This is a genomic window from Mucilaginibacter sp. Mucisp86, from assembly GCF_047324315.1.
Classification (GTDB): Bacteria; Bacteroidota; Bacteroidia; order Sphingobacteriales; family Sphingobacteriaceae; genus Mucilaginibacter.
On sequence record NZ_CP168503.1, the window covers coordinates 4,953,357 to 4,967,322 of the forward strand.

Annotated in this window: 8 protein-coding genes; 4 read left to right on the top strand and 4 right to left on the bottom strand. The window is 40.6% G+C overall.

Annotated features, from left to right (window positions below; translation table 11 throughout):
* Positions 1-68 precede the first annotated feature (68 nt).
* Positions 69-3,053 carry a lantibiotic dehydratase gene (locus ACEN9X_RS20885; RefSeq protein ID WP_413666973.1) on the top strand — a complete coding sequence of 995 codons (2,985 nt, stop codon included), beginning with the start codon at positions 69-71 and terminating at the stop codon, positions 3,051-3,053.
* 1 nt (position 3,054) lies between these two features.
* Here the strand turns inward: ACEN9X_RS20885 and ACEN9X_RS20890 are convergent, their stop codons facing one another.
* On the bottom strand, positions 3,055-3,792 hold the full coding sequence (locus ACEN9X_RS20890) for a LytR/AlgR family response regulator transcription factor (RefSeq protein ID WP_413666974.1): 738 nt from the start codon (positions 3,790-3,792) through the stop codon (positions 3,055-3,057).
* Positions 3,779-4,510 carry a sensor histidine kinase gene (locus tag ACEN9X_RS20895; RefSeq protein WP_413666975.1) on the bottom strand — a complete coding sequence of 244 codons (732 nt, stop codon included), beginning with the start codon at positions 4,508-4,510 and terminating at the stop codon, positions 3,779-3,781. Before ACEN9X_RS20895 ends, ACEN9X_RS20890 begins: the two co-directional genes overlap by 14 nt.
* 300 nt (positions 4,511-4,810) lie before the next feature.
* Here ACEN9X_RS20895 and ACEN9X_RS20900 point away from each other — a divergent pair, with 300 nt between their 5' ends.
* From ACEN9X_RS20900 to ACEN9X_RS20910, 3 genes are all read left to right on the top strand, one after another.
* Entirely contained in the window at positions 4,811-5,176 is a 366-nt protein-coding gene (locus tag ACEN9X_RS20900) for a hypothetical protein (protein ID WP_413666976.1), read from the top strand.
* Positions 5,177-5,241: 65 nt separating this feature from the next.
* Positions 5,242-8,355: a lantibiotic dehydratase gene (locus ACEN9X_RS20905; RefSeq protein WP_413666977.1), complete on the top strand. Its 3,114-nt coding sequence runs from the start codon at positions 5,242-5,244 to the stop codon at positions 8,353-8,355.
* A gap of 213 nt (positions 8,356-8,568) precedes the next feature.
* Entirely contained in the window at positions 8,569-9,471 is a 903-nt protein-coding gene (locus tag ACEN9X_RS20910; RefSeq protein ID WP_413666978.1) for a metallophosphoesterase family protein, read from the top strand.
* 62 nt (positions 9,472-9,533) lie between these two features.
* On the opposite strand, the gene ACEN9X_RS20915 is transcribed toward ACEN9X_RS20910, so the two are convergent.
* Positions 9,534-12,593, bottom strand: a complete 3,060-nt coding sequence (locus ACEN9X_RS20915) for a DUF2723 domain-containing protein (RefSeq protein ID WP_413666979.1) — start codon at positions 12,591-12,593, stop codon at positions 9,534-9,536.
* Between the two features lie 255 nt (positions 12,594-12,848).
* Positions 12,849-13,907, bottom strand: a complete 1,059-nt coding sequence (locus tag ACEN9X_RS20920; RefSeq protein ID WP_413666980.1) for a LacI family DNA-binding transcriptional regulator — start codon at positions 13,905-13,907, stop codon at positions 12,849-12,851.
* Positions 13,908-13,966: the final 59 nt, after the last annotated feature.

The window sequence follows — 13,966 nt, forward strand, 5'->3', positions numbered from 1 at the left end:
TCTGCTACATAAAATAGCTTAACTTAAGTTTGCTGTTCATTACACGGAACCTTGTCTTTAATATATAAATGAAAGTTAATTTTATTAACGGTTTAATTTTACGCTCGGCGGCTTTGTCATACAGGCAAAAGCTCAGTAAAAAAAACTTGCTTATATTATGGAATAACAGGTTAATAAAGGAAGGTATTTATATAGCAAGTAAATCGCTTTATAATGAACTTGATGCTCTTTTTGCTAACGGGCAACCAATGCATGCTAAAGAGGTACAATTACTTTCAAGTTTCTATAAATATATGGCCCGCATGACAAACCGGGCTACGCCCTTTGGCTTATTTGCAGGTTGTTCGCCGGTTTATTGGGGGACGGAAAGCAAAGTAAAGCTTTCGGCAAAATTTAGGAAATATGTTGTTCCTGATGCTGTGGTGAGTTTTTCGCTTGCCAGGCAAATTGAAAATGTCAATCAATTATCGGCGGGATATAAGCTTAATAATACCCTTTATAAAGTTGGCGACGATTTGCGTTTTATCACTTATCAAACTATTGACGACCAAAGAGTTTACCAGGTAAGTGCCATTACGAGTAATGAAGTACTTGATAATATAATTGCTGTTGCAGATGATAAGATCTGGAACAAACATCAATTGATTGAAAAATTCCCGGATTTTGAAGCAGATGATTTTTTGGCCTTTATTAATGACCTCATAGATGGGCAATTGTTTAAACCGGCATTTGAACCGGCAATTGGATTTGATTTTCCTGCTTTTTTGCAAAAAACTGATAATACCGAATTAAGCAATACTATTAATGAATTGATTAATCTGCTTAACGAAGTAAATAATGATGCCCGGAAGAACCTAAACTGGTTTTTCTTTTATACCGCAATAGAAAAAATTGCCAATCACATTGCCGGCAGGGAGTTGAAAGACATGGTTCATGTAACCAGGTTTAACCAACTGGCCGACCGCGAGCTTAATCGGGCTTTGCAATTGAAAATAACCAGAGGCATAATATTACTTAATAATATTTGTGTTCCTGTGCTTAATAAAAGACTTGAGCAGTTTAAAAGCAGGTTCAGAAAAAGGTACGAAGAACAGAGTGTGCCGCTGCTGGAGGCATTTGACACGGATACCGGGATCGAATATGGGCAATGGTTTGAGCATGAAACCCTTTTTACAGAAGGATTATATGGAGGGACTGAAGCAACCCCGGCGTCGGTAGATTATACCGAAATAGACTTCAAAATGCTTAATCTGTTAAACCGCGCTAAAATCGAAAAACAGTACAAAGTTGTTTTGCCCGACAATTTTGTCAAGGAACGCAGTGCTGATAATTTGCCATTTTCCATGTCGGCAGTTTTTCAGCTTTTTGAAAATGATGTATTATATCTTGAAAGAGTTACGGGTCCGGGGGCTTTAACTATGATTGCGCGGTTTGCAGCCGGTGATGCCGAAATATATGACATAGGCTTAGAGATAGCCGCAAAGGAGATTGCAAACAGCCCTGAAGCTATGTTTGCCGAAGTGATTCATATGCCCGAAGAACGGATGTTAAATGTTATGATGCACCCTTCTTTCTGGCCTCATGAGCTGGCTTATATTGACGATGCCAAGGGTAGCTCGGTTTTAAGGCTTAATGATATTTACATTAAGCTTGAGCAGGGGGTATTTAAGTTGTTTTCAAAAAAGCATCGGCGGGAGGTAGTTCCCCGGTTAAGCAGCGCCTATAATTATAACCGGTCGCAACATCCAATTTACACCTTTTTATGTGACATCCAGCACCAGATGGGTAATAGCGGCTTAAGCTTTAACTGGGGGGCTCTCTCGACAGAATTTGTGTTTTTTCCGCGTGTTGAAACAAGTTATGGCGTTATCCTGCACAGGGCAACATGGAAGTTTACACCAGCTATTTTGGATGAGCTTTATAAAGCCGAAAAAAACATCGATAAATTCAACCATTTGTTTGGCCTGTTTAAGGACGAATGGTTGCTGCCCGATAGGTTTTATATTGTAAAAGGTGATAATGAATTACTGATTGATACAGCAAATGAAATTAGTATACAAGTGCTTGCAAAGGAAATAGCAAGGCAGGCCCCGGTTTTGATCTTGTCAGAATGCATCCACTTTGAGCATGAGGCCGTTGTTAAAGACACAGACGGAGCACCATATATGCACCAGTTTGTTGCCCCTTTTCATTTCGACCGGCCCTTAAAACCCCAGTATTTCCAATATATTGAAAATACGCTCCAACGTAATTTTTTCCCCGGCAGCGAATGGTTATTTATTAAATTATACCTCAGCAGTAATATTGCTAACGAAGTGCTGTTAAAGCTTGATGAACTGTTAAATTATTCGGGTACTGTAAAAATAAAGCAATGGTTTTTTATCCGGTATCATGACCCTGATAATCATATCCGGGTTAGGGTTAATTTATTTCAGGAGGCCGATTTTCAGGATGTTTATATGGCTATTCGCGAGGTGCTATCACCATTTTTGACCAGTGGGCAGGTGCATGTTGTACAGCTTGATACCTATGTACGCGAACTGGAACGTTACGGGCAGCAGATTGAACAGGCCGAAGGTCTGTTTTGCATTGAAACTTCATTTTGCTGCAACGTATTCAGGCTGCTTGAAAGCAACCGTTATGATACGGAAGACTGGCTCCTTATTTTTTGGCTTATCAAAGATTATTTAAATCTGATGAGTACAGATATAAACGATCAGCTGCAATTTGTTGAAAGGCAACAGGCTTACTTTTTTGCCGAATTTGATGATAAGGCCGTTAAAATACAGATTGATCAGTTATACCGTAAATATCATAGCAGTTTAAATAACCTGTTGCTGGCATATGATGACCTGCTGCAGCAAAAAAGAATGCAGGTAGCATTATTGCTGCAGCGGTACACCATTAATTGGAATGCGAAATTTTTAGGCAGCGTGATCCATATGGCCGTTAACCGTTATTTCAGCAACCGGCAGCGCCTGCATGAATGTATCCTCTACGGGCTGCTGCTTAAGTTCCTTAAATCAGAAAAAGCGCGGAAAGGCAAAGTATAATTTACCTGAACATTTTATTGTTTAGCAAGGCAAAAAAACTGTCGCGGTAGGTAACCCCAATGGGTATTTTTTCTTTGATCTTATCAAAGATTACCATATTGCCATCAATAGCCTTAATACGTTTTAAAGCGATAATATATGATTTATGGGTTCGCGCAAAATCTTCCTGGGGTAAGGTCTCGGCCAGGGTTTTCATGCTTACCAATGAGATATGCCGTTCATTTTCGGTGAAAACCGAACAGTAGTTTTTAAGCCCTTCTATATAAATGATATCCTCAAAATTGATGCGTACAATTTTACCATGGTCGGTTTTCAGATAAAATGAATCGGGCTTGGGTTGCAGATCAATTATCGGGGCTGGTTTGTTTGATGCAAGCAGTAAAAGCTTATCAAGCGCTTTTTGTGAGGCTTGTAAAAATCTGTCGAATGCGAACGGTTTAAGGAGGTAATCGAGTACATTATTTTCAAACCCAGCCAATGCAAATTCACTAAAGGCTGATGTTATAATAACCTCGATATTTTTAGGCAACATTTTGATCAGGTCGATGCCCGAAAGCTCGGGCATATTTATATCAAGAAAAATAAGGTCAGTTGCTGATTCTTTCAAATATAGCAATGCCTCGATAGGATTAGTAAAAGTTTCGGTAAGATTAATAAAAGGCACCTTCGATATAAAATCGCTTAAAATATCAATGGCATACGGCTCATCCTCAACTATAATACAGTTAATTACTTTCATGATATTTTAAAGGCATTGTTAGTTTGCACTCATAGCTGTTATGTGTTTCATCAATTAATAATTCATATCCTTCCCGTCCATATTCATCTGTTAATCTTTCCCGGATATAATTTAGCCCTATTCCGTTTGACTGTACTTTATTAACGCTGTTATTGTTTTTATAATTGAGTGAGTAAAAATGCAGTTTCCCATCGTCAACAGCAATATGCAAAGCTGCCTCTTTTGTACTTTGGTTAAAAATACCATGCTTAAACATGTTTTCGATAAGGGTAATTAACACCAATGATACAACCTTATACGGAATGGCCCCACTTTCGATATCTATCTTCATAAAAAAAGCCTTGCTGCGGCTTTCATGAATTTTTATAAAATCTTTGATGTAGGCAAGCTCACTTTCAAGGCTGCTATAACCATCCTCATTTTTGGTTAGGGCGTACCGCATAATGTTTGACAAGGTAATAATTGACTGCCCAACTTCCGGGAGCTTTTTATAGGTTTCGGCATATAAAAAGCCGAGGGTATTAAACACAAAATGCGGGTTGATTTGTGATTTAATTACGTTGAGCTCGGCCTGTAATGCTTGTTTTTCGAGTTTTTGTTGTTGTTCAAGCATTTGCGCCTTTTCTATACCATGTTGGGCCACTTCCCGTTCGCGCTGAATCAATTCTCTTGCAAAGCCAAATGCAGCTCCCATTCCGCCGAAATAAATTGTGCGCATTATTAGGTTAGATATCCTCGGAGGGGTAGCCAAAACTGTAATCTGAGTATGATATACAAGAGAATCTATCCCGAGTTTCGACAATGCAGTTACGGCGATTATAACTGTCGACACAATAAATAAAGTAGGTATCAGTACAAAAATGTTTCTGATTTTCCTGCTTAAAGCTCTTAAAACCCTCCAGGTGCTATAAAATACAATCGCGTTTATGACGAAAGCAAAAAAAGTGCTCATGTCTATCTTGGAGAAAAATACAATCGCTTCCTCATATAGTGCATAAATGACCCATCCGAGTAAGTGTTGGAAGAATATTCTAACACTGTTTTTCGGCTGTTTTTTATTTATTGTCATAAGTTTTGGTACTGCTTTTTGGCAGGTTTGGTCATCTCAAATGGCACATTGGTACTAATTTTTTTTTCTTGTACAGCTGCTTATCCACATTTATCTCAACAACAAAAGATAAATAATCATTACACGCTCCTTAAAAAGTTTAAAAGTATGAAAAATTATGGCAAAGCATCTTTACCAAAGATCCGAATTAAGCAAGTGCAGGTTTTAAATAGGACGATTGTAAACAACAGCGGAAAAAATGGGGGCATGGCAAATTTTAATATAGCTATGGCTGGTACCACTACCGAAAATACGGTAAGTTCTACAGGGTTCTAAAACATTGGTTTACCTAACGTTAGGTATGTCTGTTTTATAATAAAAACCATCAATGGGTAATCATTATGCAAACAGCAAAGGTTTCCGGACTATATAAATTTTCATCAGGCCTGATGCTCAGGTTTCCTGTTTTTGACTGCGGAGAAATAATTACTAAGGAAACAATTAGGGCATTCACTAAGAATGAATTGTTTATGCAGGCGCTTTGGCTAACGTCAAAGGATTTATACGAAGCAGTTTTGCATATAGATAATATTAGCGATGCAAAGAAACGGGAGAAGCTTGAAATATCCCTTGCCAAATTTATTAACAGAAGCGCAACCGGCAGTACCCCGTTAGGGTTATTTGCAGGTTGCGCTCCTGTTACATGGGGTGATACCACCAAATTGCAGCTTGGTGTTGATTATCAGTATGTAAGGCTTAATGTGGCGGCAGCTGTTACTATGAATCGTTGGTTTTTAAACGATGAGGCCATACGTGCATTGCTGAACTACAGGCTAAACAAAACATTGTATAGTTTAAATGGAGGTTACCGCAAAATTGATTATCAAGCTTTAAGTTATGGTAAATATAAGGCCTCATCGGTAAAGTCTTCTGATGATTTGCAGGAGGTTATCAGGTTTTGCGAAAGTGCCAGGTCGTACAATTCAATAAGTTCGTTTATCACGGAAACGCTTGGGAAAACGGAGAAGGATGCTGCCGGCTTTTTGAACAAACTCATCGAAGACCGGATTTTGTGGAGCGAGCTTGAGCCCGGTAACGAAAATGAAGGGTATCTTGATCAGGCCATCGGGGCTTTTACCCGTTTAATACCCGAAAGTTCGAAAGCGGAAGATTATTTGTCAAAACTAAATGCCATAAAGCAGGTGCTGTCCGGCACCGATAGTGTAATTACAAAAAATAATAAAGTTGCTATGATTTTGAAAGACTTATCAGGTGAAGCCCCACAGGGGACACTGTTGCAGGTTGATTATTTTAGGCAAGGGGCTTCAGCTACGCTTGATAAAGCTTATGCTGATAAATTGCTTGATGCCATTGATATGCTTAACCGAATTACACCCAGGTATCAGAGTGAAAATTTAAAAACATTTATCAAGCGCTTCAGTGACCGTTATCATGAACAGGAGGTTGCGCTTACAGACGTGCTTGACCCGGAAAAAGGCATCGGCTACGCTGCAAAGCATTATCCAGGATCAGCAGGTTTTATAGCTGATGAGAAAGAGCCGCAATATACCAGTGCCGTAAAATGGCTAATAGGCCAGATTGTTAATAATCCAGGCCAGGAAACTATTCATATACAAAAGTCGCAATTTGATAACGTTAAGATTAATGACGATGAATTGCCGCCAAGTTTTTCGGTGATGTTCCGTATTTCGGGCCACGATGAGCCTTTGCTTTATCTTGAACATTGCGGGTGGCCGGCAGGAAATGTCATGCTTGGCCGTCTGGCTGGCGCCGACAGAAATTTTGGCCAGATTCTCAATGAAATTGCCGAAACAGAAGCCCGTATTTATGAACCGGCGATAGTAGCCGAGATTGTACATACCCCCGATGACTGCCTGGGAAACTTTACTTCCGCTCCGTATCGTAATAACCAGTTACAAACACAGGCAAGTTCAGGTAACATGGAAGTTAACTTGATGGATTTACGAGTGTCTGTTAAAGGAAATAACGTTGTGCTGCGTTCGGCCAGTTTGGGCAAACGCATTATACCCCGTTTAAATACCGCATATAATTATGGCATGACCGCATTGCCGGTATACCAGTTCCTGGCCGATTTACAGTGCCAGGATTCAAAGTACCAGCTTGGTTTTAACCTCGATATATTACCCCAGCTTGGCGTAACCAAAACCCCGAGGGTGGTTTATGAAGGTGTAATATTAGCTTTGAAAACCTGGTATATGACTAATGCCGGTTTGCAGCAGCTTCTAAAAGAAATAGCTGTTGATTATGATAAAGCATGGGCAAAGTTTATTAAATACTGGGATTTGCCCGATGCCTTTATTTTTACAGATACCGACAGCGAATTGGTTGTACACACCAATAACAGGCTTGAAGTTGCTGCCTGGCTTTCATCTTGTAAAAAAAAGAATGAAATTATTTTAAAGGAATATATTGGCGAACGCAATAACATTGTTCTTAAAAAGAAAGATGAAAAGTTACTTGGTAACCAGTTTGTTGCTGTTTTAAAACGTGGCGAAAAAGCAACCGGCCGGTATGCCGGTATGGTGCCGCTTAGTACAAATGCGGCTAAACGCCAGTTTTTCCCGGGCGATGAGTGGTTGTATGTGAAATTATATTGCGGTGTTAAAACTGCCGAACAGGTAATTGGAAATGAACTTATACAGCTAAGCAAAAAGCTTTACCACGAAGACCTCATAGACCAATGGTTTTATGTACGATATGCCGACCCCGAACCTCACATCCGTTTCAGGGTACACCTGGCTTCGGTATTTGCCCTGGGCAGGGTAATTCAGCATATTAATAACTCGTTATCGGCATTAATTAAATCAAAACAGATCTGGAAGATGCAGTTTGATACTTACGAACGCGAACTGGAACGTTATGGGGAAGCATCGATTGAATTGGTTGAGCAGCTGTTTTTTAACGATAGCCTTGCTATAGCAAGCCTCATCTCCAGAACGGATGTTACCGAAAATTTTGAAGAGGTAAGATGGCTTTGGGGGTTATTGTCAATAGACAGGCTTTTGAATGATTTTGATTTTCATCTTGCACAAAAAATTGAGCTTATGGAAATGCTTGCAGCCGTATCACATACCGATGCTAATGATAATAACCTGTTTTCAAAGCAACTGACGTTTAAATACAGGCATTACCGTAGCAAGATTGAGGGGCTTTTTACTGCGGGTACAATGATTGTAGGCGACGACTTACTGAGGTACCGGAGTTTAAATAACAGGCCCGTAACCTCGCTGCTGTCTGAGCTGATTTCATCAGGCACAGTACCACAGGATTTAAACCTGCTTGTTATCAGCCTTATTCAAATGAGTATGAACCGATTGTTTAAAACCCGGCAACGGGTTCATGAATTGGGCGTTTATGATTTTCTGTTGCTTTATTATAAGTCTGTATTCCAAAATGAAGAAGCGGCTTATGAAACCAAATATGCTGCAGGAGGTGCAAACGAATACATAACAGGGAGGCCATATCTGCAATAATTGAAACAGCGGCTACCGCCTTAAAACAATACTTTAACCTTCCCTACACAAATCTCATTAAGCTTTCCGTTAATTCGGGAAGCTTTTTGTGTGTTTGAATGTTCGGCTTGGATATTCTTAATAAAAGTTTAACAGAAGTTCGGGTGCCCCGTCAATATTATAAATGTATTTTTGAAGCTACAACTGCCTGGTTTTACAGGAGGCTTTTATATTATGGAAAGAAGATCAGCATTAAAAAATATAGGCGGCCTTTTGTTAGCGCCTTCATTGGCTCTCGGTAATACTACATCAACTGCTAAGCCGTCATTAAGGATAGCGCATATTACGGATGTGCATCTCAAGGATAAGTTTGACGCTCCCGCCCGGTTTACCAGGTGTTTGCATCACCTTCAGCAACAAACGCCAAAGGTTGATATGGTACTAAACGGCGGTGATATTGTTTTTGACATGAATAAGGAAAACATCGGCACCATTAATGATCAATGGAAGCTGGTGCAAAATATCATGAAAAACGAATGCAGCCTGCCTGTTCATTACTGCCTGGGCAACCATGATATCTGGTGGTATGAGGATGACAAAGGACAGGCCATTTACGGGAAAAAATACGCCCTTGACAAGTTGCAGTTGGTAAAGCCTTACTACAGCATGGTTAAAAATGGCTGGAAGATCATTGTGCTTGACAGCGTTCATTTAGATATTGATAATACCTGGTACATAGGCAAACTGGGCGATGAGCAGCTTAGCTGGCTCAATGACGAGCTGAAAGCTACGGATGCCAATATGCCTGTGATGGTAATGTCGCACATACCGATTTTAACAGCTTTGCTCATGATAGAGGATGATATTGTAAACAAGTGGACAATGCTTGGCGGCGATATGCATACCGATACTGCCAAGATCATCAACCTGTTTTACCAGCACCCTAACGTAAAACTATGTGTAAGCGGACACCTGCATATGCGGGATAAGGTGGTTTATAACAATGTTACTTATTTGTGTAACGGGGCAGTTTCGGGGGCATGGTGGGAGGGTAACCGCCGTGAAACAGCTCCCGGCTACGGCTTGATTGACCTGTATGCCGATGGTACTTTTGAAGAAAAGTACGTGAATTATTAATGCATAAAAAAGGGGCAGACTAAAATAAATAGCCTGCCCCATAGCATATATATGTTGGTTGTTTAGAGCTGAAGAATACTTTTAAACTTATGGGCGTAATCATTAAGCTGGGCAAGCAGTTGGCCGCTCAGTTCTTTTTGATTGCTGTTATGCGTAATGGCAACCATGTTGTTAAGCAACGACATGCTGATCTGCACATCGCGGGGGCTTAACCGGCCTGTATCTTTTTGTAATTGATGATAGTTGTAATCAAGCTTATCGGTTAAGTAGCTGTTAACGCTTTTGATCAGTTTATTACCCAGTTTGGCATAGTCAAGCTTATACGAGGTATCGGCCATTGTTATTTTGCCTTGCGCGGTCATGAAATTAGGATTGATGTCGGGCATTACTGTCTCATATTTGTGCAGCGTATTAAGGGCAAGGTTACGACGGCCCTCTTTCAGTAATGCTGCCGACAAATCGGAAAAAGCAGAGACCATTTGTGGGAAAAACATGCTTGTTGATTGCTGATCAAGGTATTTGGCAGTTTTGAAATTGCCGAATTTAAACTTGTCCATCATGTTGCTGTACATTACCAGGCTATTGATTTTTGAAAGCTGATCTGCCAGCGATGAATCAGTTTTGAATGGCAGCAGCCGATAGGTAAAACCTTCCTGGTATAAATATGGCTGTAAGCCAACCATACTAGTTTGGCCAATGGATGTAGTGAAACAAATTGGCCGTTTCCAGTCATTATGGGCAAGTATATCTATCATGGCAAGGTTTTCTTTGGTGATATAGTTAGGCGGGAATTTCCATTTCATGGTATCCGTTAGCATCCCCTTTTGCTCAGGTGTAATAACCTTATTTTTCATCACATCATCCGCATTCACTGCCAGTTTGAAATTTTTGGTAGGCAGATAATTTTCGGTTGTGCCGTTGGTGTATTCAACGTGGGTACGTTTATCATCTGACGTGATAAAATCAAAAATATCTTTTACATCAACGTAGCCAGGTATTTTGGCATCATTATACCTGATCACATCACGGGTGCCCAGCTTGTATTTATCAAAGTTCATGGTGATGGGCAGCGCGTCGGCCTGGTTTATTTTGCGTTGCATTTGTCTCACCGACCAGTCGGCACTTAGCAGGCTCAGGTTTACGATGCGTACGTCTGGGCGGATATTTTCCACTTCCTGGTCATACCAGAGTGAATAGGTATCATTATCGCCCAGATCAAACAAAATAGCATTTTTAGGGCACGACATCAGGTAATTGTATGCCATATCATGCGCCGCCATTTTAGTTGAGCGATCATGGTTTTTCCACTCTTTACTGGCCAGCAATACGGGTCCAACAATAGTACATATAACAAATGCCCCAATTGTGGCAAACCGCGGACTGATCTTTTTAGGCACCATATCAATCAGTGCTATCAGCCCCAGGCCAATCCAAATGGCAAAGGCATAAAATGAACCTACATACGAGTAATCGCGCTCACGGGGCTGTATAGATGGCTGGTTAACATATAACACTATAGCCAGCCCGGTGAAAAAGAATAACAGCGTTATTACCAGTGCATCTTTCTTCCTTTTTTTGAAGTGATAGAACATGCCGAGCAAGCCAACTGCTAAGGGGAGGGCATAAAGCGGCGTATAGGTAACATCATTCAATATAAACTTTGGAGTATTGGAGGTGTTGTTGAACAAGCCAGATGTCCAGTTACCGCCAATACCGTTCATGTTAGTTTGGCCTTCCATATCGTCGTCGTTATAACGGCCAACAAAATTCCACATAAAGTAACGCCAGTACATCTGGTACATCTGCCAGCTGAACATCCACCGCAAATTATCCGAAAAAGTAGGGGTGGCGTTATCGCTCAGCTGCAGCCAGTCGCGATAAAACTGCGCGTCCTGTGCGTATGTAGTATTCTCCTCTGTCGACCACATGCGGGGCAGGATGCTGGTATGGTCGTAAACATAGTTGGGCTTGTTATAGGCTACCTCATATTGTTTTTTGCTTTTACGGTAAAGCGGTGTACCGTCGGTAACGTCGGTTATTTTGGCATCAAATAAAGGGCCTTTAAGCAATGGTGTTTCGCCATACTGGGTGCGGTTAAGGTACTCATACATGGTAAAAGCATCGCTGGGATGCGAATTGTTAAGATTGGTGCCTGCCGATGCCCGGATCGGGATATATACAAATGAGCTGTAACCAAAATAAATAAACACGATACAAAGCAGGCTCACATTTAAGAAATGCTTCTGCTTGCGGATGCTGTACCAGATACCGGCTACAAGCAATCCGATCAGCAATAAAAAGAAGAACAAAACGCCGCTTCCAAAACCTAAGCCTATGGTGTTCACAAAAAACAGATCGAACCGGGAGGCAAGGGCAATGGTGTAGCCCCTTATCCCGAACTGAACAAGGGCCAGGATCAGGATACTAACGGCAAACGCTATAAGACCGTTTTTAATATTGATTTTTTTATACCTGCGGAAATAATATACCATAACCAAAGCCGGTATAGTTAATAAATTGAGCAGGTGGATACCGATAGAAAGGCCTATTACATAAGCAATAAAAACCAGCCACCTGTCGGCACGTGGTTCATCGGCAACGGCGTCCCATTTTAAAATAGCCCAGAATACCACAGCAGTGCATAGTGACGACCATGCAAAAACAATGGTTTCAACCGCCGAAAACCAAAAGGTATCCGTAAAGGCAAATGCAAGGGCGCCGGTTAGCCCGGCACCCATTATTTGTAAGGTTTGGGTTTTGTTAACAGGGGTATTTTTAATAGCAAGTAGTTTTTTGGCAAGTGCAGTTATACTCCAAAACAAAAACATGATGGTAGCGCCGCTGGCCAATGCCGAACCAAGATTGGTAAAATAGGCAACTTTTGTCCTGTCGCCCATAGACAGTAGGGAAAAGGCTTTCCCTATCATAGCAAAAAGTGGATAGCCCGGTTGGTGCGATACCTGGAGTTTATAAGCGCAGGAAATAAATTCGCCGCAGTCCCAAAAACTTACAGAAGGCTCTAAAGTAAGGATGTAAGTTAAGGACGCAAGGGTAAAACAAAGCCAGCCCAAAAGGTTATTGATCTTGTTGTAGCTCATGATAAAGTGTAAAAGTTTTTTCAAATAGTTAACACCAAATTAGGGTATAAAAATGGTAACGTATTGAAATTTAACACTTTTAACATTTGTTAACACTTGGCAGACTGAAGTGTTAAATGGATGTTAAAACAGACAGAGTGGGTTCCTGTCCGCACTAATTCTAAAAGGTTGATCTGTTCATTCTCATCCCGGATGGGCAGGAGGTTGGGTTTTACATGGCATTCCCATTAGCCTTTATAACTTCCGCTTAACTTTTGCAAAATTTATAACCCCGTTGATTTACAGGAAGCTGTAATAATCGATATTCGCTTTCATAACGATATCAAGCGGAAGGAAATAAGAAGAGGCTATTGTTTTTTTTAATATTAAAAGATCGTAAAACAATTTAATGCCTTGATATGCCTGTTTTTGGGGTTGCTGGCTGATCAGGAAATCGATGGCTCCCTTCTTCAGCATTTGAATATTATTATCAACAAGATCATACCCGACTACACGGTAATTGAGCTTCTGTTCCGGAGTAATTGCTGCCGCAATCTTATCAATGCCGTTCACAACAAATATTCCTTCCAGATGGGGTTTATCTTCAAAAACCGCAGTAATACCTTTACTAATCGTTTGCTCATTCCCGGTATTGTCAGTAAATCTCCATATTTTCCTGCCGGAGTTTTCAAAGAAAGTTAAAAACCCTTCCTCCCGGGCAGCGAATTGAATGTGATTATCTTCTTCTCTTTTAATGGAGGCAATCAGTATATCTCCCTTTTGAGAAGTTGTATAATCCAATAAGTTAGCTGCCAGGTATCCGCTGTCTTTCGAATGATTCCCTATAAAGCTGATATTGGACAGGCCTGGTAAATTGCTGTCAAAGAAGATAACGGGTACACTTAAATCTTTGCAATGTGCCAGTAACCTTATCGTTTGATCATGAAATACCGGCACCATAAAAATACCGTCATAGTTATCGCCAATCACTTCATCCACACATAATTTAAAGGAAACCTCGTTATTCTGTTCAAAGGTTAGGATACTGATATTGATCCCAAAAGGGGAAACTTCTTTCAATGCCTCCTCAAATCCGGTGCTATGGGCTGACCAAAAGGGGATCATTTCCGTCGCTTCAGGAATTAAAACCGCGATACTATAATCTCTCGCCGATTTTAACCTGCTGGCCAAGATGTTCGGTTTATACCCGAGGTCTTTAATTGCCTGTAAGATACGTTCGTGTGTTGCCTTTGAAACCCCACCACGGTTATTTAATACCTTGTCAACAGGGCCGGTGGATACCCCGGCCCGTTCTGCAATTTCTTTAATACCGATAGTTTTATTTGAACTTGTTTTCACGCAAAGCAATATTACAGTTTTTATCTAAAAAATTTGGAAGTGCAGAATAAAGCATATAT